This is a genomic window from Stenotrophomonas terrae, from assembly GCF_039674165.1.
Classification (GTDB): Bacteria; Pseudomonadota; Gammaproteobacteria; order Xanthomonadales; family Xanthomonadaceae; genus Stenotrophomonas; species Stenotrophomonas terrae_A.
The window spans coordinates 1-20,103 of record NZ_JBDJMY010000062.1; the positions used below are offsets into that span (position 1 = coordinate 1).

The 20,103-nt window shown below is 65.0% G+C and carries 16 protein-coding genes; 9 read left to right on the top strand and 7 right to left on the bottom strand.

Annotated elements, in window-relative coordinates; translation table 11 throughout:
- The first annotated feature begins 225 nt into the window (after positions 1-225).
- Entirely contained in the window at positions 226-2,937 is a 2,712-nt protein-coding gene (gene ppc, locus ABE493_RS18065; protein WP_346500533.1) for a phosphoenolpyruvate carboxylase, read from the top strand.
- Positions 2,938-3,259: 322 nt separating this feature from the next.
- Here the strand turns inward: ppc and ABE493_RS18070 are convergent, their stop codons facing one another.
- The 6 genes from ABE493_RS18070 to metK all read right to left on the bottom strand — a co-directional run bounded on the left by ABE493_RS18070 (position 3,260) and on the right by metK (position 9,596).
- The gene (locus tag ABE493_RS18070) at positions 3,260-3,781 is read right to left on the bottom strand and encodes an acyl-CoA thioesterase (protein ID WP_346500535.1); all 522 of its coding nucleotides are present in this window, start codon (positions 3,779-3,781) and stop codon (positions 3,260-3,262) included.
- 180 nt (positions 3,782-3,961) lie between these two features.
- Entirely contained in the window at positions 3,962-4,864 is a 903-nt protein-coding gene (locus ABE493_RS18075; RefSeq protein ID WP_346500557.1) for a phosphatidate cytidylyltransferase, read from the bottom strand.
- A gap of 77 nt (positions 4,865-4,941) precedes the next feature.
- Entirely contained in the window at positions 4,942-5,535 is a 594-nt protein-coding gene (locus ABE493_RS18080) for a lysophospholipid acyltransferase family protein (protein ID WP_211263679.1), read from the bottom strand.
- Complete coding sequence (locus ABE493_RS18085; RefSeq protein ID WP_346500538.1) at positions 5,535-6,158, bottom strand: CDP-alcohol phosphatidyltransferase family protein; 624 nt, start codon at positions 6,156-6,158, stop codon at positions 5,535-5,537. Before ABE493_RS18085 ends, ABE493_RS18080 begins: the two co-directional genes overlap by 1 nt.
- Positions 6,159-7,018: 860 nt before the next feature.
- Positions 7,019-8,233 (bottom strand): hypothetical protein, encoded by a 1,215-nt coding sequence (locus ABE493_RS18090; protein WP_346500540.1) that lies wholly within the window; start codon positions 8,231-8,233, stop codon positions 7,019-7,021.
- Between the two features lie 127 nt (positions 8,234-8,360).
- On the bottom strand, positions 8,361-9,596 hold the full coding sequence (gene metK / locus ABE493_RS18095) for a methionine adenosyltransferase (protein ID WP_346500542.1): 1,236 nt from the start codon (positions 9,594-9,596) through the stop codon (positions 8,361-8,363).
- 194 nt (positions 9,597-9,790) lie between these two features.
- Between metK and ABE493_RS18100 the strand changes: the two genes are divergently transcribed.
- The 7 genes from ABE493_RS18100 to ABE493_RS18130 all read left to right on the top strand — a co-directional run bounded on the left by ABE493_RS18100 (position 9,791) and on the right by ABE493_RS18130 (position 18,097).
- The gene (locus ABE493_RS18100; protein WP_346500544.1) at positions 9,791-11,503 is read left to right on the top strand and encodes a lysophospholipid acyltransferase family protein; all 1,713 of its coding nucleotides are present in this window, start codon (positions 9,791-9,793) and stop codon (positions 11,501-11,503) included.
- A complete protein-coding gene (locus ABE493_RS18105; protein ID WP_346500546.1) occupies positions 11,500-12,303 on the top strand; it encodes a UDP-2,3-diacylglucosamine diphosphatase in 804 nt (267 codons plus the stop codon). Before ABE493_RS18100 ends, ABE493_RS18105 begins: the two co-directional genes overlap by 4 nt.
- A 114-nt stretch (positions 12,304-12,417) precedes the next feature.
- Positions 12,418-13,746, top strand: coding sequence for a TolC family protein (locus tag ABE493_RS18110; protein WP_346500559.1), 1,329 nt, complete (start codon positions 12,418-12,420; stop codon positions 13,744-13,746).
- Entirely contained in the window at positions 13,743-14,753 is a 1,011-nt protein-coding gene (locus tag ABE493_RS18115; protein WP_346500548.1) for an HlyD family secretion protein, read from the top strand. Before ABE493_RS18110 ends, ABE493_RS18115 begins: the two co-directional genes overlap by 4 nt.
- Positions 14,738-15,904, top strand: coding sequence for an ABC transporter permease (locus ABE493_RS18120; RefSeq protein WP_346500550.1), 1,167 nt, complete (start codon positions 14,738-14,740; stop codon positions 15,902-15,904). The genes ABE493_RS18115 and ABE493_RS18120 overlap by 16 nt, the downstream gene beginning before the upstream one ends.
- The gene (locus tag ABE493_RS18125; protein ID WP_430980814.1) at positions 15,901-17,013 is read left to right on the top strand and encodes an ABC transporter permease; all 1,113 of its coding nucleotides are present in this window, start codon (positions 15,901-15,903) and stop codon (positions 17,011-17,013) included. Before ABE493_RS18120 ends, ABE493_RS18125 begins: the two co-directional genes overlap by 4 nt.
- 28 nt (positions 17,014-17,041) lie before the next feature.
- On the top strand, positions 17,042-18,097 hold the full coding sequence (locus ABE493_RS18130; RefSeq protein WP_346500552.1) for a metal-dependent hydrolase: 1,056 nt from the start codon (positions 17,042-17,044) through the stop codon (positions 18,095-18,097).
- On the opposite strand, the gene ABE493_RS18135 is transcribed toward ABE493_RS18130, so the two are convergent.
- Positions 18,091-18,912, bottom strand: coding sequence for a methyltransferase domain-containing protein (locus tag ABE493_RS18135; RefSeq protein ID WP_057630735.1), 822 nt, complete (start codon positions 18,910-18,912; stop codon positions 18,091-18,093). The two genes, ABE493_RS18130 and ABE493_RS18135, sit on opposite strands and share 7 nt — an antisense overlap.
- A gap of 362 nt (positions 18,913-19,274) precedes the next feature.
- On the opposite strand from ABE493_RS18135, the gene ABE493_RS18140 reads away from it, so the two are divergent.
- Positions 19,275-19,874 carry a nitroreductase family protein gene (locus ABE493_RS18140; protein WP_346500555.1) on the top strand — a complete coding sequence of 200 codons (600 nt, stop codon included), beginning with the start codon at positions 19,275-19,277 and terminating at the stop codon, positions 19,872-19,874.
- Positions 19,875-20,103: the final 229 nt, after the last annotated feature.

Genomic DNA, 20,103 nt, shown 5'->3' on the forward strand with positions numbered 1-20,103 from the left:
TCTCTCCTCTTCTTTGCTTATTGTTCTCGCTTCATTGCCCCCCCCCCCCCCGCCTCCCGGCACTACAGGTCCATGAAATGACTGTTCCAACATGCCTTTCTGTCCAAAAGGACAGCCGCCAGACAACATTCAAATGCAACTGTTTCAGGTTTGGTGCACCGCAAAATTGTGCTGATTTTTGCGGTAGGCTTGACGGGTTTCCGCTCTTCAGGCTCTACGTCTTAGATGAACGAGTACCGCAGCAGCGTTGTCTTCGCCACCCCCGATCTGCCCTTGCGCGACGATGTGCGCCGCCTTGGCGCGCTGGTCGGTGATCTGATTTCCGAACAGGTATCGCCCGGCTTCCTCGATGAGGTGGAAGACGTGCGCACCGCCGCCATCGCCCGCCGCGAAAGCCAGGCGCCATTGGCGCCGCTGAGCACGCAGTTGGCCGGCCGTTCGCCGCGGGATGCCGAAGCGTTGGTACGCGCCTTCAGCACCTATTTCCAGGTGGTCAATATCGCCGAACGCGTGCACCGCATCCGCCGCCGTCGTGACTACCAGCGTGCCGGCACCAAGCGTCCGCAGCCCGACGGTCTGCATGACGCGCTGCTTGCGCTCAAGGCGCAGGGCGTGACCCCGGAAGAACTGGCGCAGTGGCTGCCGCAGATCGATATCGAACCGGTGTTCACCGCGCACCCCACCGAAGCCGTGCGCCGTGCCCTGCTGGAAAAAGAACAGTTGATGGTCGCCGCCCTGGTCGACAACCTCGACGGCCAGCGCACACCCGGTGAACAGGCCGCCGATGCGGCGCGTTTCCGCATGGCGCTGACCGCCTCCTGGCAGACTGCAGACTCCTCGCCGGTGCGTCCCACCGTGGACGACGAGCGAGAGCACGTTGGCTTCTATCTCACCCGCGTGCTGTACCGGGTGATCCCGGTGTTCTACGAATCGCTGGAACAGGCCCTGCGCGATACCTGGGGGCGAACCTTGCCATTGCCGCGCCTGCTGCGCTTCGGTACCTGGGTGGGCGGCGACATGGATGGCAATCCCAATGTCGACGCCGGCACCATCACCAATACCTTGAATGCGCAACGCAGCGCCGTGCTCGGCCTGTACCTGAAAGACATGGTTGCGCTGGCCAGCCTGCTCAGCCAATCGACCGAACTGGTCGGTGTCAGCGACGCGGTGCAGGAGCGCTTGCAGGAATACCAGCAGCTGCTGCCACAGGTGAAGTCGCGCCCGCGTCATGCCGACATGCCGTATCGCCTGCTCAATGACCGCATGCGCGCGCGCCTGCAGGCCACGCTTGAAGATGCAGCCGGTGCGTACGAGTCGCCGGAAGAGTTCATCGCCGACATCCAGCTCATTCTGGACAGCCTTGAGGCCAACAAGGGCAAGCATGCCGGTTGGTTCTCGGTACGCCGCCTGTTGTGGCGCGTGCGCACCTTCGGCTTCCACCTGGCGCGCTTGGATGTGCGGCAGGAATCCAGCGTGCACTCACGCGCGCTGGCCGAAGTGCTGGGCGGGCAGGAGGCATTCGACGCGCTTGACGATGCTGCGCGCGCACAGCTGCTGTCGCCGTACGCGGCGGGCACCGAAGTGCTGGCGCAAGGCGAGGATGAGGCCGGCCAGCGTCTGGACAAGGTGTTCGCGGCACTGGCGGATGCACGTCGGCGTCACGGTGCCGATGCGCTGGGCAGCTACATCATTTCAATGGCGCATGATCGCGGCGATGTATTGGCCGTGCTGGCCTTGGCACGACGCGGTGGGCTGCTGGATGCCGACAACGCCGTGCCGCTGGATATCGCACCGCTGTTCGAAACCGTCGACGATCTGCAGCGCGGCACCGCAACGCTGCACGACCTGCTGGCCGACCCGGTCTATCGCGCGCACTTGGCCGCCCGCGACAACGTGCAGATGGTGATGCTGGGCTATTCGGACAGCGGCAAGGACGGCGGCATCGCCGCCTCGCGTTGGGGCTTGCAGCACGCACAGGTCGAACTGCTGGACGCTGCCGCCGAGTATGGCGTCAAGCTGACTTTCTTCCACGGCCGTGGTGGCTCGATCAGCCGCGGTGGCACCAGGACCACGCATGCGGTCAACGCATCGCCGCGCGGCAGCATCGGCGGCCGGCTGCGCGTTACCGAGCAGGGCGAGGTGATCCACCGCAAGTACGGCATCCGTGCGCTGGCACTGCGCTCGCTGGAGCAGTCTGCCGGTGCGGTGTTGCGCGCCAGCCTGCGCCCTCGTGCCAGCGAGCCGCGCGAGGAGCAATGGAAGCCGGTGATGGCGCTGGTGTCCGAGCAGAGTTCGGCCGCCTATCGGGCGTTTGTCGGCGATGCGCAGTTCATGAACTACTTCCGCCAGGCCACGCCGATCGATGTGATCGAGCGCATGACGCTGGGTTCACGCCCATCGCGGCGTCTGGGCCAGGATGCGGCGCTGACCAATCTGCGTGCGATTCCGTGGGTGTTTGCATGGAGCCAGGCGCGCGCGGTGATTCCGGGCTGGTTCGGCGTGGGCAGTGGCCTGCAGGCTGCCGCCGATGCCGGGCATGAGCAGACGCTGCGCGAGATGGCGCACGACTGGCCGTTCTTCGAAACCTTCCTCGACGATATGTCGATGGTGCTCAGCAAGGGCGATATCCACATCGCCGAGCAATTCTCCAAGCTGGCCGGTCCGCTGCACGAACAGTTCTTCCCGTTGATCCGCGAAGAACTGGCGCTGACCGCGCATTGGGTGAAGCGTTTGAGCGGCCAGCAGGAGTTGCTGGAGCAGGACCCGCGGCTGGCCCTGTCCATCCGCCTGCGCAACCCCTACATCGACCCGATCAGCATCCTGCAGGTAGATCTTCTGCAACGCTGGCGGGCAAGTGATCGCCAGGACGAAGGCCTGCTGAGAGCCCTCGTAGCCTGCGTGAACGGCGTATCGCAAGGCGTACAGAACACCGGCTGAGCCAGCTCTGCAGTGCCGAGCCATGCTCGGCAAGGGGCCTCACCAGCAATCCAAACTGTAGTGCCGAGCCATGTTCGGCAAGGGGCTCCACCAGCAATCCGAGCTGTAGTGCCGAGCCATGCTCGGCAAGGGCCTCACCAGCAATCCGAACCGTAGTGCCGAGCCATGCTCGGCAAGGGGCATCACCAGCAATCCAGAACCGTAGTGCCGAGCCATGCTCGGCAAGGGGTATGCACTGGTAAAGCGCCTGCCGAGCATGGCTCGGCACTACAGGTGGTCCGATGCACTGGCAGCTTCGCGGCTTACGCCGCTCCCACAGGATCTACAGCGCGGGCACCGACAGATCCGCCTCGCCTGACGGGTTGTTCTTGAGCAGCTCAAGATGCCGCTGTTCCATCTCCTGGCGTAGCTGGCGGCGGATCTGTGCGGCAGCAAAGCGGCGCTTCTCGTCGCTGTTCGTCGGCACCAGCGGCGGCACCGGCGTCGGCCGGCCATCGTCATCCACTGCCACCATGGTGAAGAAGCAGCTGTTGGCATGGCGCACTGCGTTCTTGCGGATATCTTCGGTCACGACCTTGATACCGACCTCCATCGAGGAGTTGCCGGTGTAGTTGACCGAGGCCAGGAAAGTGACCAGTTCGCCGACCGCGATGGGCTGGCGGAACGTCACCTGGTCCACCGACAAGGTCACCACGTAGTTGCCGGCGTAGCGGCTGGCACAGGCATAGGCAACCTGGTCGAGCAGGCGCAGGATCGCCCCGCCGTGGACCTTGCCGGAAAAATTGGCCATTTCCGGCGACATCAACACGGTCATCGACAGCTGGTGGGCTTTATGTTCGTTCATGGGGCTTACTGCCACGGCGGGAACAGCAGGCTACTCCAGCCGGCGTGCAGGCGGTAGGCACACCCGCGCCGCCGCGTAGAGCCGAGCCATGCTCGGCTGGGGCCTTGCTGGTAGAGCCTCTGCCGAGCATGGCTCGGCACTACGGGGATCCGACATCTGTATGGCCGAACCTACGCGGGCTTACTGGAAGTTGTAGCGCACCACGTGGAAGAACACAGGCGCGGAGAACACCACCGAATCCAGACGGTCGAGGATGCCGCCGTGGCCTTCGATCATCTCGCCCCAGTCCTTGGCGCCCAGGCTGCGCTTGACCGCCGACAGCGCCAGCCCGCCGAGGAAACCGCAGATCACGATCAGCAGCGACAAGTACGCGGACTGCAGCGGCGAGAACGGCGTGATCCAGTACAGTGCGGCGCCGACGCCGGTTGCCGCCAAGCCGCCGCCGACCAGCCCTTCAACGGTCTTGGACGGGCTGACCAGCGGGGCCAGCAGATGCTTGCCGAACAGCTTGCCGAACACGTACTGCAGCACGTCGCTGAGCTGTACCACCAGCAGCAGGTAGAACAGCAGCATCAGGTTCTGGCCTTCGTAGCCGGGGATGCGCAGCAGCATCAATGCCGGTGCGTGGCTGAGGCAGAACACGGTGAGCATCACGCCCCACTGGATCTTGGTGTTGCGCTCCAGGAAGTTCTCGGTGTCGCCCGACAATGCCGATATCGCCGGCAGTGCGAGGAAGCCGTATACCGGGATGCACATGACGAACAGGCCATACCAGTCGATACCGATCAGCCAGTACTGCAGCGGGATGGCGATGTAAAAGCACAGGCACAGCGCAAGGTGATCGCCGCGCCGCGTCGGCGTCAGCGAAATGAACTCACGCAGGGCGAAGAACGACAGCAGTCCGAAGAACACCAGCGTGGCGATCTTGCCGAGCACAAAGCAGAACAGCAGCACGGCGGCCATCACCCACCACGCACGGATGCGCGCGTTGAGGTTGTCGACCACCGAGCCGGGTTTGATCCGGCCGAGGATGAAGCCGATCGAGCTGGCGAAGATCAGTACGCCGAATACACCGCCGATCATCCACCAGAAGCTGGGCGGGGCGCGGTCGATGGCCTGCTGCAGGAAACTGCCCAGCGGCAGCTGTAGGAATACGTTGTTCATGCCAGCTCCACCACGGCGTTGCGGGCGCGTTCAAGGAACTGCGCCTTGTCCTCATCGGGAATGCGGGCCAAAGGCGCGCCGAAGCGTGCCGTGCACACCAGCGGCACCGGCACCATGCTGCCCTTGGGCAGCGCGCGCCGCGCGTTGTCCAGGTATACCGGCACCAGCTCCACATGCGGGAAGTGTTGGGCCAGATGGAACAGGCCGGCCTTGAACGGCAGCGGCAGCGGCTCCTGGTTGCGGGTGCCTTCCGGGAACAGGATCAGCGAATCACCGGCATTCAGCGCGTCATGCAGCGGCTGCAGCGGATCACCTTCGCACTTGCTGCGATCGCGCTCGATCAACACCGCATTGAAACCCTTGTCGGCGATGAGCTTGCGCACGCCCTTGCTCCAATAGTCGCGCGCCGCGACCGGGCGGGTGTGCTCGCGCAGTGCCGGTGGCAGTGCCGACCACAGCGCCACGGTATCCAGATGACTGGAATGGTTGGCGAAATAGATGCGCTGGGTGTCGTTGGGGCGGCTGCCAACCCAACGCGGGTAGGCACCAATGAAAACCTTGACGGCGGCGACCAGCAGGCTTGAAAGCATCAGGTGCTTGCCTTGAGTTGCGCGGCGATGGCGCGGGTGCGGGTAATGCAGGTCAGCAGCGAGCCGGCGGCGATGATGATGGCCGCAGCGGGCAGGACGTAGGCGGTATTGCCGACCAGCTGTTCGATGATGGCCAGCACACAGGCTGCGGTGAGCACGAACATGCGGTGCTGTTTGGCCATCGGCCCACGGAAGTCCTGGGCCAGGCCGAGGCTGGCGCCGGACAGGCGGACATAGGCGGTGAGTGCTGCCAGCAGCGCGCCCAACCAACCCAGCCAGGGCATGCCGGCGGCATAGCCGAGCGCGACGATCAGCAGCGAGTCGGCGATGCGGTCGGGGTATTCGTTGTAGAGCGCGCCGGTAGGCGTTTGCTTGCCGCCTTCCATAGCGACCATGCCGTCGAGCAGGTTGCAGATCAGGCGCAGCTGGATGCAGATCGCGCTGGTCAGCAGGCCGAGCAGATTCGGGGCTGCCAGCAGTCCTACCGCAGCGATGGCGGCGAAGAACACGCTGAGCACCGAGATCTGATTGGGTGTGATGGAAGAACGTGCCAGCGCGGCGCTCAGGCGTTGGGCCCAGCCGGTGGAACGGGCGGCAATTGGTCTACGGTCATTTTTCCCCATGGGCCGATGGTAGTGCATTGCTGGTGAGGGCGGGCAGAGTGGATGGCAGAAGGCGGTAACAGTGGTCTTGCCGGAGATGCTGCTTGAACCTTCGCCTTCGCCTTCGCCTTCGCCTTCGCCTTCGCCGTAGCCTTCGCCGTAGCTTTCGCCGTAGCCGTAGCCGTAGCCGTAGCTGTAGCCGTAGCTATAGCCGTAGCTATAGCCGTAGTTTTGGCTCTGGCTCTGGCTTTGGCTCTGGCTCTGGCTCTGGCTCTGGCTTTGGCTCTGGCTCTGGCTTTGGCTTTGGCTTTGGCTGTGGCTGTGGCTTTGGCTTTGGCTTTGGCTGTGGCTGTGGCTGTGGCTGTGGCTTGGCTGTCCCTTCTCCCGCTTGCGGGAGAAGGTGCCCGAAGGGCGGATGAGGGGGTTTTGGATTTTCTAGCCTTTGCTTTTGCTGAAGCCAGATCCAGGCCCAAAGCCAAAGCCAAAGCCAAAGCTGCCCTCATCCCAACCCTTCTCCCGCAGGCGGGAGAAGGGCTAAATCAACGGCAGAGCCAAAGCTGCAGCCACAGCCAAAGCTAAAGCCACAGCCACAGCCACAGCCAAAGCCAAAGCCAAAGCTGCCCTCATCCCAACCCTTCTCCCGCAGGCGGGAGAAGGGCTAAATCAACGGCAGAGCCAAAGCTGCAGCCACAGCCACAGCCAAAGCCACAGCCACAGCCACAGCCACAGCCACAGCCAACGTCAACGTCAAAGCCAACGTCAACGTCAAAGCCAACGTCAAAGCCAACGTCAAATCCAAATCCAATAAAAGTCACCGCCTTCGCAGGCACCAGGCTTTGGTCAAACGCTATGGCTGCAAGGAGATGGATCTGAGCGAGGAATCAGAGCGCCTGCAACTGCGCGCGCATCTGTGCATCGGGGAAACCAAGCGTGAGGTAGCGAGGAGGGTGAATATGCCGGCTGTCCTCCTGCAACAGGTGGCCAAGAACCGGCTGTGCCTGCTCCCAATCCACAACCAGCATGTCGGCCTCCTGGCCGTCGCCCGGCGTCACCAGCACGATGCGGTCGGTGCGGGGCAGTGAACTGACGACTCCCTCCGTCCAGGCGCATAGCGAGCGCTGCTCTTCGGTATGGAGCATGAAGTTGGCGACGAATACATCCTCCGCATGCTTCTCATGCACACGGTCCAGCGACTGCATCTGCTGTGCATAGGCGTTGGCATCCAACTCCAGCCGCAGTTGCCGTTGGCGCTCACGCAATTCCGCAGTAGCCAGTGCATGTGCATGCAGCCGCCCTTCGTCGTAGCGCAGCACTTCCCATGAAATGACACGGCCGTCGTTGAATGCATTGGCAGCCAGTTCAAGCATATGGGCCTGACCTTGCAGGTCGCCTTCGCCGGCAACCAGCAATACGTCGCGGCTGGCCAGCATGAACACCGGTAGCCCGGCGACCGGCACCCGGTGCAGCAGGTCCGGCAGCAGGGCACGGCTGCTGTCGTATGCGTCTGCCCACGCCGCCTGGTAGACACCGGGCATGACTTCGACGAAGGGCGTATCAGGGCTTTGCCGCAGATTGGCGCGGGCGACGGCCAAGGCCTGCTCGAAGTCGATGCCCCATGCCTCCTCCGGACCCCGGGTGAGTGTGGCGGTGTGGTCGGGATGGTCGACAGCCAGCAGTTCCACGCACTCCTCGCTGAGGCGCCGGTACTGCAGTTGCAACGGCGAAGCGTCCCAGCCCTCCTGCTCGGCATGGTGCAGCATCAACTCCTCGAGCTGGGTGATGCTGCGGACCAAGGGGCGCAGCAATGGCCGGACCTGCTCCCAGCTCATCGCCTCATCGTTGTCGTGGATGCCCAGCAAACGGCTGAAGGATTGCAATGTCTTGCGTTGTTGCCCGCGTGGCGCGCCCAGGTAGGCGTGATAGGCGTTGTGCAGGTTGAAGTAGGAGCCATTGGCGTGGCGGATGCGGAAGCTATCGGCCTCGTACTCCAATTCGTCCGGATAGCCATTGCCGCGCACGGCGTCCATGAACTTGCGGGCAAACCGATCCTGGTCGGGCTTGTCCTTGAAAAGATTGCCGATAAATGCCGAAAACATGCCAACGCTCCCTGTGTATGCGGCGCCATCGTGTGCGGACGGGCGGTCGCTTGGCAAGGGCGAAGCTACAAATGCGGACGGGCCGCTTGCGCGGCCCGTCCGGGTAGTACTTCACCTGCCGCTGAACTTACTTCAGCTTTGCAGCCTTGCGCAGGGCTTCGGCACGGTCGGTGTTTTCCCAGGAGAACGCAGTTGCGTTCTGGGTCTTGCCGTCGCCGTCGACGTACGAGAAGTCCTTCGGCTTGCGGCCGAAGTGGCCGTAGGCAGCGGTCTGCTGGTACATCGGGTGGATCAGGTCCAGCATCTTGATGATGCCGTACGGACGCAGGTCGAAGTGGGCGCGGATCAGCTTCTCGATCTGTGCGTCCGCAATCTTGCCGGTGCCGAAGGTGGTGACCGAGATCGAGGTCGGCTCGGCCACGCCGATGGCGTAGGAGACCTGCACTTCGCACTTGTCGGCCAGGCCAGCGGCAACCACGTTCTTGGCGACATAACGGGCAGCGTACGCGGCCGAACGGTCAACCTTGGACGGGTCCTTGCCCGAGAACGCACCGCCACCGTGACGGGCCATGCCGCCGTAGGTATCGACGATGATCTTGCGACCGGTCAGGCCGCAATCGCCCACCGGGCCGCCGATCACGAAGATGCCGGTCGGGTTGATGTGCACCTTGTTCTTGGCCAGCTTGTCCAGCCACGCCTTCGGCAGCACCGGCTTGAGGATGTGCTCGCGCACGGCCTCGACCAGGTCCTTCTGCTTCACGCCCGGGTCGTGCTGGGTCGACAGCACCACGGCATCAAGACCTTCGATCTTGCCGTCCTGGCCGTAACGCAGGGTCACCTGGCTCTTGGCGTCCGGGCGCAGCCACGGCAACGGCGAGTTCTTCTTCTTGCGGACCTTGGCCTGCTGCTCGACCAGACGGTGCGAGTAGTAGATCGGCGCCGGCATGAATTCCGGGGCTTCATTGCAGGCATAGCCGAACATCAGGCCCTGGTCGCCAGCGCCTTGCTCTTCCGGCTTCTTGGCCTTCTTGTTGGTGCCGTCAACGCCGGCAGCAATATCAGGCGACTGCTTGCCCAGCATGTTGATGATGGCGCAGGTGTGGCCGTCGAAGCCGACATCGGAGTTGTTGTAGCCGATCTCGTTGATGACGTTGCGGGTCAGTTCTTCGATATCGACCCACGCCGAGGTGGTCACTTCGCCGGCGACAATTGCCGCACCGGTCTTGACCAGGGTTTCGCAGGCCACGCGGGCGCGTTTGTCCTGGGTCAGGATCGCGTCCAGCACCGCATCGGAGATCTGGTCGGCAATCTTGTCCGGATGGCCTTCGGAGACCGATTCGGAGGTGAACAGGTAGCTGGACATCGGGCTATATATCCCTTGATTCGGATGGAAAGATGGGTGCGGATGATACACGCTCGGCACCGCAACGGAATAGTGCCGATGCATTTGTTGCCATCCGGTTAAGGCGGGGTCACCGGATTGCCGCAAAACCGCAATCGAGCTGCCTTGTAACAGGCGCAGGCTCCCGGCCAATGGGCCGTCAGGGAGACCTTGCCATGCAACAGATCGCGCAGCGCCTGCAGCAACGCTACCCCGATTGGTTCCACGGCCCGCGCCGCCATCTGGCCCGGCCGCTATTGCACACAGTGGGACGCTGGTCACGTTTTGACCAGTTGGACGCCTTCCTGCAGCGCAGTGCCGGGCTGCAAGGCTTCGCCTTTGTCAGCGCCGCGCTCGGCTTCCTGGATGCCGACTACACGGTCGATGCTGCGGCCTTGGCGCGGGTGCCGGCCAGCGGCCGCCTGTTGATAGTCGCCAACCACCCCTCCGGGGCCTTGGATGCGCTGGCCCTGCTGGATGCGGTGGGCAAGGTGCGCTGCGATGTGCGGATCATCGCCAACGACATGCTGCTGGAGCTGGAACCGCTGCGCGAGTTGCTGCTGCCGGTGCGCATCCTCGGCGGCCGTGCCCAGCGGGCCAGCCTGCAGGCGGTGGAGCAGGCGCTGCAGGCCGAGCAGTGCGTGATCGTGTTCCCTGCCGGTGAGGTCTCGCGGCTGTCGTTGCAGGGCATCCGCGATGGCCGCTGGAACCGCGGCTTTGTCCGCTTTGCCCGCGCCTGTGCGGCACCGGTGCTGCCGGTGCGTGTGCAGGCGCGCAATTCGGCCCTGTTCTATGGCGCCTCGGCGCTGTTCAAGCCGGCCGGGACCGCCTTGCTGGCGCGGGAAATGTTCGCTCGCCGCAAGCGACCACTGCGCCTGCAGATCGGCCAGCTGATGCGGCTGGATGCGCAACAGGACCCGGCACGGCAGCTGCAAGCGGTGCGTGATGCGCTGTATGCGCTGGGTAAGGAGCAGCAGGGCGCCGAGCTGCAGGAGAGCAGCCCGCAGCCTTTGGCCGAACCGGTTGCTGCCGCCCAGGTCGCCGCCGCCATTGAGGCGACGGAACTGCTCGGCCAGACCGGCGACGGCAAGCAGATCCGGCTGGCCCAATGCACCGCCAACTCGCCCTTGCTGCTGGAACTGGGCCGGCTGCGCGAGCTGACCTTCCGCCAGGTGGGCGAGGGCACCGGCCGTAGCCGCGATCTGGATGACTTCGACCCGCTCTACCAGCACATCGTGGTTTGGGACGCGCCGGCCCAGCGCATTGCCGGTGCCTATCGGGTCATGCGCGGTGCCCCGGCGCTGGCGCGCAGCGGCCTGCAGGGCCTGTATACCGCCGGCTTGTTCCGCTACTCGGACGATGCCATCCCGCGCATCGCCGAAGGCATGGAGCTGGGCCGCAGTTTCGTGGTGCCCGACTATTGGGGCAGCCGCAGCTTGGATTATCTGTGGCAGGGCATTGGTGCGTACCTTGCCAGCCAACCGGGCATCCGTTATCTGTTCGGCGCGGTGTCGATCAGTGCCGCGCTGCCACGCGCCGCGCGCGAACAGCTGGTGGCGTATTACCAGCAGTATTACGGCGCCAGCCGCAGCCTGGCGGAGTCGAACCGGCCGTTCCAGTACTTCGCCGCGCCACCGAGTTTCGGTGCCTTGGATGCAGCGGCCGCATTCGATGTGCTCAAGGCCAATCTGGCAACGCTGGGCACCAGCGTGCCGACGCTGTACCGGCAGTACACCGACCTGTGCGAACCCGGCGGCGCGCGTTTCCTTGCATTCGGGGTGGATCCGGATTTCAGCGATTCCATCGACGGGTTGATCGAAGTGGACCTGCAGGCCATCCGCCCGCACAAGCGCAAACGCTATCTGCGTGATGCCGGAGCACTGGCATGAGCGCGGTGCCGGTGCTGCCGCCGCATCGGCGCGCGGTGTTCATCTCCGACACGCATCTTGGCGCGCGCCATTGCCATGCGGCCGAGCTCGCACGCTTCCTGGGCGGCCTGCGCTGCGAGCGGCTGTATCTGGTGGGCGATATCGTCGACCTGTGGTGGCTTGCGCACAAACGTGCGACCTGGCGGCAGGCACATAACGAGGTGATCGAAGCGCTGCAGGCCTTGCGTCGTGCCGGCACCGAGATCATCTACATCCCCGGCAACCACGATGCACCGCTGCGTCGCACCTGTGGCTTGATGCTGCCGGCCATGCAGGTGCGCCGCCGCGCCATCCACACCACCGCCGATGGCCGCCGCCTGCTGGTGGTGCATGGCGATGACTACGACGCCGCCACGCATTTCGGCGGGCTGCAGGAGCGCTTCGGCGATTGGCTGTATTACCGCATCCTTGGCGGCAACCGCCTGCTCAATGCCGCCCGGCGCAGGCTTGGTCTGCGCTACTGGTCGTTGTCGGAATTCCTCAAGCGGCGCAGTGGGGCGGCCGAGCGCTATATCGAGCGCTTCGTACAGGCGGGCCTGGCTGACGTGCGCCGGCGCGGCCTCGATGGCATCGTCTGCGGCCATATCCACCGCGCCGCGCTGATCGAGCGCGATGGCCTGATCTACGCCAACGACGGTGACTGGGTGGAAAGCCTGACCGCGCTGGCTGAAGACCCGGATGGCAGCCTGCGCCTGCTCGATCATTCAGGCCGCAGCCTGGCTTGTTTGCCAGGCGCCGTGCGGCTGGCACAGGCCGCCTGATCTGCCGACTGACTTCTTCCTCACCCGTTGGGCGGCTATGCTGGGTCCAGCCGACGAGCAGGGAGTATCGGGGTGGCAGGCAAGCAGCCAACATCGGTAGCGATAGGGTTGTGGATGCTGCTGGTGCCGCTGGCAGCGGCCGCCGAGGCCGTGCCGGCGCTGAGCTACGAGCAGGCGCGGCAGCGTCTGGAAGAGGTATCCGATGCGCTGGCCGCAGCCGATGCGGGGGTGCGCAACAAGCAGGACCTGCAGGATGCCAGCCGCTATCTGCGGCTGCCGGAAATCACCGCCGACGTTCGCCGCATGCAGTTCCAGAAAACCCTGAGCCTGCCGCTGGGGTCATTGGCACCGGTTGCCGAGGCCTTCGGCATCGAGTCACCGTTGGAATTCGGCGAGCGTGACTGGCGCACCCGCCCCATCGTCACTGCCAGCGTGCCTTTGTACAGCGGTGGCTTGATACCCGCCGCGCAAGGGGCTGCGGAGGCCGCCACCGAGCTGGCCCAGGCCGAGCGCGAAGTACAACGGCAGTCGTTGTCGCTGCAGCTGGTGCAGGCCTACTTCGGCCAGCAGCTGGCCGAGCAGGCATTGCAGGTGCGGCGCGACGTGCGTGATGGCCTGCAGCGGCACCTTGAGGATGCACAAAAGCTTGAGCGCGAGGGCTTCGCCACCAAGGCGCAGCGCTTGCAGGCCAACGTGGCCCGGGACAAGGCCGAGCGCGAATACCAGAAGGCGGTCAACGATCTGTCCACTCTGCAGCAGGCGCTGGCTACGTTGCTGCGCAGCGGTGGCACGGTTGCCACCAGCTCGCCGCTGTTCGTGATCAGCGGCCCGGTCGGTGCACGCGAGGCGTTCGAGCGCAGTGCCCAGCAGCGGCATCCGCAGATCGGTCGGCTGCGCGCGCTGACCGCGCAGGCCGAGCAGGGCGTGCGAGCGCAGCAGGCCAAACTCAAACCGCAGATCTACCTGTTCGGCCAGTACGACCTGCGCCGCCGTGATGCGCTGCTGAGCGATGCCGACTGGGCGTTTGGCATCGGCCTGCGTTACACCTTCCTGTCGCCCACGGCGCGGCCGTTGCAGGTCAGCGCGGCGCGGGCGCAGCTGGAGCAGGCGCAGTCGGGCCTGGATGAAGTGGAAAACCAGTTGCAGCTGGGCGTGGGCAAGGCCTGGAACGAACTGGAGACCGCACGTGCACAGTTCCGGCTGTTGGACAGCAGCATCGCCCACGCCGAGGAAAACCAGCGCCTGCAGGAATTGTCTTTCCGCGAAGGCCAGTCCACCTCGCTGGATGTGATCGACGCACGCCTGGCATTGGGGGCTGCGCAGGTGGAACGGGCGCAGGCCGCCTATCAGTTCGATGTGGCGCTGGCACAGCTGCTGGAAGTGAGTGGGCAGCTGCAGGATTTTGACGACTACCGCCAACGCGCGGACAAGGTGCTGGAATGAGCGATTCGCTGCAGGTGGAAACCAGCCCGCGGCAGCGCCGCGTGTTTCTGATTGCCGGCGTGGTGTTGCTGGCACTGGTGGGGCTCGGCCTGTGGTTGGGGCTGCGCAGCCCGCAGGACCAGGTGCAGGGCATGGCCGATGCCGACAACGTCAATGTCGCCGCCAAGGTCACCGCGCGCCTGCGCCAGCTGCATGTACGCGAAGGTGACCGGGTGAGCGCCGGGCAGGTGTTGTTTGAACTGGACAGCCCCGAAGTGGCCGCCAAGGAGCGCCAGGCCGATGCGGTGGTGGCGGCGGCCAAGGCGATGGCGGCCAAGGCCGAGGACGGCGCGCGCAGCGAAGACATCCGTGCGGCCGAAGCCAACTGGAAGCGTGCGTTGGCCGGCGCGGAGCTGGCCACCAGCACCTTCCGGCGGCTCGATAATCTGTATGCCGAGGGTGTGGTGAGCCGGCAGAAGCGCGATGAGGCCCAGGCCCAGGCCCGCAGTTCCAACGAGTTGGCGCGGGCGGCGCGGGCGCAGTACGACCAGGCACTGGCGGGTGCGCGGGTGGAGGACAAGGAGGCGGCGCAGGCGCAGGTACGCCAGGCTGAAGGCGCCAAGGCCGAGGTGGATGCCGCCCGCCAGGAAACCGAAGGCCGCGCACCGTTGGCGGGCGAGGTGGGCAAGCGCATGGCCGACATCGGCGAACTGGTGCCGGCCGGCTACCCGGTGTTCACCCTGGTCGACATCGACCACATGTGGGTGGCGCTGAACCTGCGCGAGGACCAGATGAACGGGCTCAAGCCCGGCGCTCGCCTGCAGGGCTCGATACCGGCGCTGCAGGGGCGCAGTGCCACGTTCGAGGTCTACTTCATCAGCCCGGCCGGTGATTACGCCACCTGGCGCAGCACCCGCCAGTCGTCCGGCTACGACGTGCGCAGCTTCGAGGTGCGGGCGCGGCCGCAGCAGCCGATCGAGGGATTCCGGCCGGGCATGAGCGTGCTGTTTGCATGGCCGCAGGACTGACACCGGGCAAGGCCTTCACCGCCTCATTGCGGCGTGAGCTGCGGCACTGGCGCAGCGACCGCTGGGAGCTGGCGTTGGTGACGGTGCTGCCGCTGCTGTTGATGGCGCTGATGATGTGGTTGTTCTCCGGCTCGGTGCTGCGGCAGGTGCCGATCGCCGTGGTTGACCTGGACCGCAGCCCGATCAGTCGCGGCCTGGCGCGCGCGCTTGATGACAGCCCGGGTGTACGGGTGGCGACCGAGCCGGCCTCGCTGCAACAGGCGCAGGCGCAGCTGCGCGCGCTGGATGTGTTCGCCATCGTGCTGATGCCGCGCGACCTCAGCCGGCATGCGCTGCGTGCCGAACCGGCGCCGCTGTATGCGTTCTACAACGCCACCTACATGGCCACCGGGCAATCGGCCGGGCGTGATATCGCCGATGCGGTGAGCGCCTACAACGCGCAGCTGCTCAAAGGACAGATAGGCCTGCAGGTTGGCCCGGCAAAGCTGCGCGGCGCACCGGTGACGGTGCAGGCCACCGTGTTGTACAACCCGGCGCGCAGCTACGAGTTGTTCCTGCTGCCGTTGATTCTGCCCGCGATGCTGTCGTTGCTGGCGGCGCTCGCCGCCGGTGCTGCATTTGGTCGCGAGCAGCGCGATGGCTTGCTGGGCAACTGGCTGCAGCAGCGGCCGTGGGCGGCGATGGCCGGCAAACTTTTTCCCTATGTCGCGCTGTTCTCGCTGTACGGCGTGCTGGGGGTGATGTATCTGGCCTATGTGCGCGGCGATGGCGTGGCCGGCAGCCTGTGGCTGATACTGCTGGCGCAACCGCTGTTCTATCTGGCCAGCTGCAGTTTCGCGCTGCTGTTCATCGCGGTGACCCGTGACACCTGCAGCGGGCTGTCGGCGGTAGGTCTTACCATCGGCACCGCGCTGGCGTTTTCCGGCGCGACCTTTCCGGTGATCGAAGCGCCGTTGTTCACCCGTGTCTGGAACACACTGCTGCCACTCACCGCCTATGTGCAGGTGCAGATGCAGCAGATGTTCATGGGCGCGCCGTGGCAGCTGTCGCTGCGCCCGCTGGCGATCCTGCTGTTGATGAGCCTGCTGGTGGGCGGCCTTGGTGCGGCCCTGCTGCTGCGGATGGCGCGGCAACCGCAGGTGCGTGCGTGAGCGGCTTCATTGCCAGCTTCCGGCTCACCCTGCAGGCGATGTTCGCCGACCCGGCAGCGCGCACGGTGATGATAGGTGCGGTGCTGCTGTATTCGTTCTTTTACCCGGCGGCGTACCGTCACCAGGTTGCCAGTGACCTGCCGATCGCAGTGGTGGATGCCGACCACAGTGCGACCAGCCGCGAGCTGATCCGGCATGTGGATGCGCTGCATGCGGTGCGCGTGGTCAGCCAGCCAACCGATCTGGCCCAGGCCCGGCAGCAACTGCTGGCTGGCGAGGTGGACGGCATCGTGCTGATCCCGCGGCGGCTGGAGCGCGACATCCTGCGCGGCGGCAGCGGCCAACTGGTATTGCTGGGCAACGGCGCCTACCTGAGCCGGGCCAGCGCCATCCTCAATGGTCTTGCCGAGGGCATCACGGCTTTTGGCGGCGAGCAGGCGCGGCGCCAGGCCGCGTTCATGGGTGCGCCACAGGCACCGCCGCTGCAGCTTGTGCAGCGGCCGCTATACAACACCCGCGAAGGCTATGGCAGCAGCGTGGTGCCGGGCGTATCGGAACTGATCGTGCACCAGACCCTGCTGCTCGGCATCGGCGTTCTATTGGGCAGTCGTCGTGCGCAGTTGGGCCGGCGCCTGCACTTCGACCTGCCAACCCTGTCGGGCATGGCCGTGGCATTCGGGGTGGTGGCGGTGGGCGGGCTGCTTTACTACGTCGGGTTCACCGCCTGGGCGCAGGATTACCCGCGTGGCGGCAACATCCCCGGCCTGCTGCTGGCCGTGCTTTTGTTCGCGCTGGCGACGGTGCCGTTCGGGATGTTCATCGCCAGCTTCTTCGATACCCGTGAGCGTGCCTTCCAGTACATTACGGCGGTTTCGATCCCGCTGTTTTTCCTGTCCAACCTGTCCTGGCCGGCCTTGGCGTCGCCGCCGGCCTTGGTGGCACTGGCCAAGTTGTTGCCCACCACCGCGGGAATCAATGCCATCGTCCGCACCCAGCAGTTGGGCGCGCGCGTGCCGGAAGTTGGCGGCGAGCTGCTCAATCTGTTGTTGCTGGCGGTGCTTTACAGCGGCCTGATGCTGTGGCGGCTGGGCGGCAAGCGGCAGCACTGAAGCTGGCGCCGGCTGCTAGCATCGGCGCATGGATTCCCTCAGTCAGATTGTTCTCGGTGGCGCCATTGCCGCCGCCATCACGCCCGCCGCCCATCGCCGTGCGGCCCTGCTTGCCGGCGCAGCGCTGGCGACCCTGCCGGATCTGGACGGGCTGCTGATCATGGCCTTCACCGACAACCCGGTGAGCCTGATGACGGTGCATCGCAGTTTCAGCCATTCGCTATTCGTGCTGCCCTTGCTGGGCACGCTGATCTGGTGGCTGTACAAGCGCTTCGGGCATGGCCGGGTGGCACAGGCGCCCGCGCGCTGGTGGTGGGCAATGGTGCTGGCCTTGGTCACGCATCCGTTGCTGGATGCCTTCACCGTTTACGGCACGCAGTTGTGGTGGCCGCTGACGCCGCCACCGACGATGTGGTCCAGCGTCTTCATCATCGATCCGCTGTATACGATCTGGCTGCTGCTTGCCTGCGCAATTGCCTGGTTCGCCCGCGCCCGGCCATTGGCGCAACGCGCGCTGGTGGCTGGGTTGGTGTTGAGCACGGGTTATCTGGGTTGGTCGTTGATTGCCAAGGCGCAGGTCGACCGCGTCGCCGCACAGTCGTTGGCGCATATGGGGCTGGCCGATGCGCCGCGCTTCTCGGTGCCGATGCCGTTCAATACCTTGTTGTGGCGGGTGGTGGCGATGACCCCGCAGGGCTATGTGGTCGGTGATCGTTCGCTATGGGCCGATCACGGGCCGATGCAGTTCCAGGGCTATCCGTCGAACGTGCAGGCCTTGCGCCAGGCCGGCGGTGTGCCGGCGGTGCAGCGGTTGAACTGGTTCAATCAAGGTTTCATGCGCGCGCAGGTAGTGGACGGCGAACTGGTCCTGAGCGATCTGCGGATGGGGCTGGAGCCGGACTACAACTTCAATTTCGCCGTCGCCCGCGAACATGACGGCCAATGGCAGGCGATGGCGCCGCGCCAGGTCCTGCCCGCGTACCGGCAGGACGGCAACCGCGATGTGCTCAAGCAACGCTTGGCGCAGATGTGGCAGCGCATCTGGCAGGCGCCGGCGACCACCGGCGCCGCCAGTACTCAGTAGACCGTGGCGCGGGCCTGCACGAAGGAATAGAAGAACACCGCATTTGGGTCGTTCTGCACCTGGGTGAACTCGCTGCGCATGCCTTCCACCGTGGCCTGGTCAACCTTGCCGGCCTCCAGCAGCTGCTCGGCCGCCGACAGCAGCAGTTCTTCCCATAGCGCGAACATCACCTTGCGTCGCGCCGGCTCGCGGTTGTCCAGGTGCACGGTCTTGGTCTGCGTCTGCACATCACGGAAGCCGCCGGCCAGCAGCAGATTGCCGAGCTTGGCGCCTACAAACGGGTCGCCGCCGCTGTCGATCTGGAAATCATTGAAGGCCATCCAGTAGCGCCACAGGTTGGGCGAGTAGGGATCCAGCAGGAAGGATGCATTCATCACCTCGGTGACGAACACCGGCGACCCCGGGCTCAACACCCGCCGCACTTCGGCCAGGGCGCGGGCGGGCGAGGGCACGTGCTCCAGCACCCAGCACAGGAAGGCGCCGTCGAAACTGCGCGGCTCGAACGGCAGGTCGGTGGCATTGGCGCGCTGGAACTCGACGCGCTCGCGCAGCCATGGCATTTCCGCCAGATGCGCGTTGGCGGCGGCGAGCTGACGTTCGTTCAGATCGATGCCGGTGACCCGAAGGTCGGGGAAGCGACGCAGCAGGATTTCGGTCTGCGCGCCGACGCCACTGCCCACCTCAAGGATATGGCGGGCATTGCGGAAATCGATGTCGTGGAAGATCGCCGGCTCGAACAGGCGCGCCTGTTTGCGCAACCGGGTCTGTTCGGTCGCGGAGAAGCCATGCAGGTAGGGGAAGTCGTTGAGGGTCATAAAACGATGCTGTGCAGTGATCGCACAAGTATCGCCAGGCGGTGTTACTGCGGCGCATGCGTAACGGAACCCAGTATTGCGGTGCCGCAGCCAATGTCGCTGCGCTGCGGGTTTGCGGGCAGCGGTTGCTGATCACGATTGCTCATGGAAATTGACCGCTTTGGAATAAGGGTTCGGCGCGAGTCTGGATTGGACCTGCCCGGAGATGCCTCGCCTTGGAGCCGCTCGGCGCACATTTGTTCCGAAATTGAAACGATTTATTGAAATATAAGTAATTGTTCTAAATTTGGTGGCAAATACAATGGGCGCCATCAAGCAAAGCCCGGCGCTGTTGCCGGTCTGCTTTCTCTTCAGGAACGCCCATGAACAGCCAAGTCATCTCCCTGTACAAGAAACGCCGATCCCAGTACGCCCTGGGCAAGCAGCTGCCGATCAGCCAGGACGACACCAGCAGCCTGATCAAGCAGGCCATGCGGGAAGCGCCGTCGGCCTTCAACGCCCAGTCCTCGCGCGCGCTGATCCTGTTCGGCGACCACAGCCAGAAGTTCTGGGAGCTGACCAAGGAAGAACTGCGCAAGATCGTACCGGCCGAGGGCTTTGCCGCCACCGAGGCCAAGCTCAACAGCTTTGCTGCCGGCGCCGGCACGGTGCTGTACTTCGTTGATACCGACGTGGTGAAGGGCCTGCAGGAGCAGTTCGCCCTGTATGCCGACAATTTCCCGGTGTGGGCCGAGCAGTCCAACGGCATGGCCCAGTTCGCGGTATGGACCGCGCTGGCCGATGCCGGCGTAGGCGCCAGCCTGCAGCACTACAACCCGCTGGTCGACGAAATGGTGCGCAAGCACTGGGGCGTGAATGGCAACTGGCAGCTGCGTGCGCAGATGCCGTTCGGCTCCAACGAAGCGGCGCTGGGCGAAAAGACCTTCATGGAAGACGAAGCCCGTTTCAAGGTTTTCGGCTGATCCACCCCGGCGCGGTTCTCTCCCCCGCGCGCCGATGGCAGTCGAGTGGGCTCACCGGCAAATGCCGGTGAGCCCATTTTTGTAGTGCCGAGCCATGCTCGGCAGAGGTTTCATGCACAAACCCATACGTTGCCGGTAACACCCCAGCCGAGCATGGCTCGGCGCTACAGAAGCGGGGCTGTGTAGTGCCGAGCCATGCTCGGCAAAGGCTTCATGCACTGTCCAGACG

What these genes read in the sequence shown, in the direction of transcription:
- ppc (WP_346500533.1), top strand. Translation starts at nt 226, where the DNA reads ATGAACGAGTACCGCAGCAGCGTTGTCTTCGCCACCCCCGATCTGCCC.
- ABE493_RS18070 (WP_346500535.1), bottom strand. Translation starts at nt 3,781, where the DNA reads ATGAACGAACATAAAGCCCACCAGCTGTCGATGACCGTGTTGATGTCG.
- ABE493_RS18075 (WP_346500557.1), bottom strand. Translation starts at nt 4,864, where the DNA reads ATGATCGGCGGTGTATTCGGCGTACTGATCTTCGCCAGCTCGATCGGC.
- ABE493_RS18080 (WP_211263679.1), bottom strand. Translation starts at nt 5,535, where the DNA reads ATGCTTTCAAGCCTGCTGGTCGCCGCCGTCAAGGTTTTCATTGGTGCC.
- ABE493_RS18085 (WP_346500538.1), bottom strand. Translation starts at nt 6,158, where the DNA reads ATGGGGAAAAATGACCGTAGACCAATTGCCGCCCGTTCCACCGGCTGG.
- ABE493_RS18090 (WP_346500540.1), bottom strand. Translation starts at nt 8,233, where the DNA reads ATGTTTTCGGCATTTATCGGCAATCTTTTCAAGGACAAGCCCGACCAG.
- metK (WP_346500542.1), bottom strand. Translation starts at nt 9,596, where the DNA reads ATGTCCAGCTACCTGTTCACCTCCGAATCGGTCTCCGAAGGCCATCCG.
- ABE493_RS18100 (WP_346500544.1), top strand. Translation starts at nt 9,791, where the DNA reads ATGCAACAGATCGCGCAGCGCCTGCAGCAACGCTACCCCGATTGGTTC.
- ABE493_RS18105 (WP_346500546.1), top strand. Translation starts at nt 11,500, where the DNA reads ATGAGCGCGGTGCCGGTGCTGCCGCCGCATCGGCGCGCGGTGTTCATC.
- ABE493_RS18110 (WP_346500559.1), top strand. Translation starts at nt 12,418, where the DNA reads ATGCTGCTGGTGCCGCTGGCAGCGGCCGCCGAGGCCGTGCCGGCGCTG.
- ABE493_RS18115 (WP_346500548.1), top strand. Translation starts at nt 13,743, where the DNA reads ATGAGCGATTCGCTGCAGGTGGAAACCAGCCCGCGGCAGCGCCGCGTG.
- ABE493_RS18120 (WP_346500550.1), top strand. Translation starts at nt 14,738, where the DNA reads ATGGCCGCAGGACTGACACCGGGCAAGGCCTTCACCGCCTCATTGCGG.
- ABE493_RS18130 (WP_346500552.1), top strand. Translation starts at nt 17,042, where the DNA reads ATGGATTCCCTCAGTCAGATTGTTCTCGGTGGCGCCATTGCCGCCGCC.
- ABE493_RS18135 (WP_057630735.1), bottom strand. Translation starts at nt 18,912, where the DNA reads ATGACCCTCAACGACTTCCCCTACCTGCATGGCTTCTCCGCGACCGAA.
- ABE493_RS18140 (WP_346500555.1), top strand. Translation starts at nt 19,275, where the DNA reads ATGAACAGCCAAGTCATCTCCCTGTACAAGAAACGCCGATCCCAGTAC.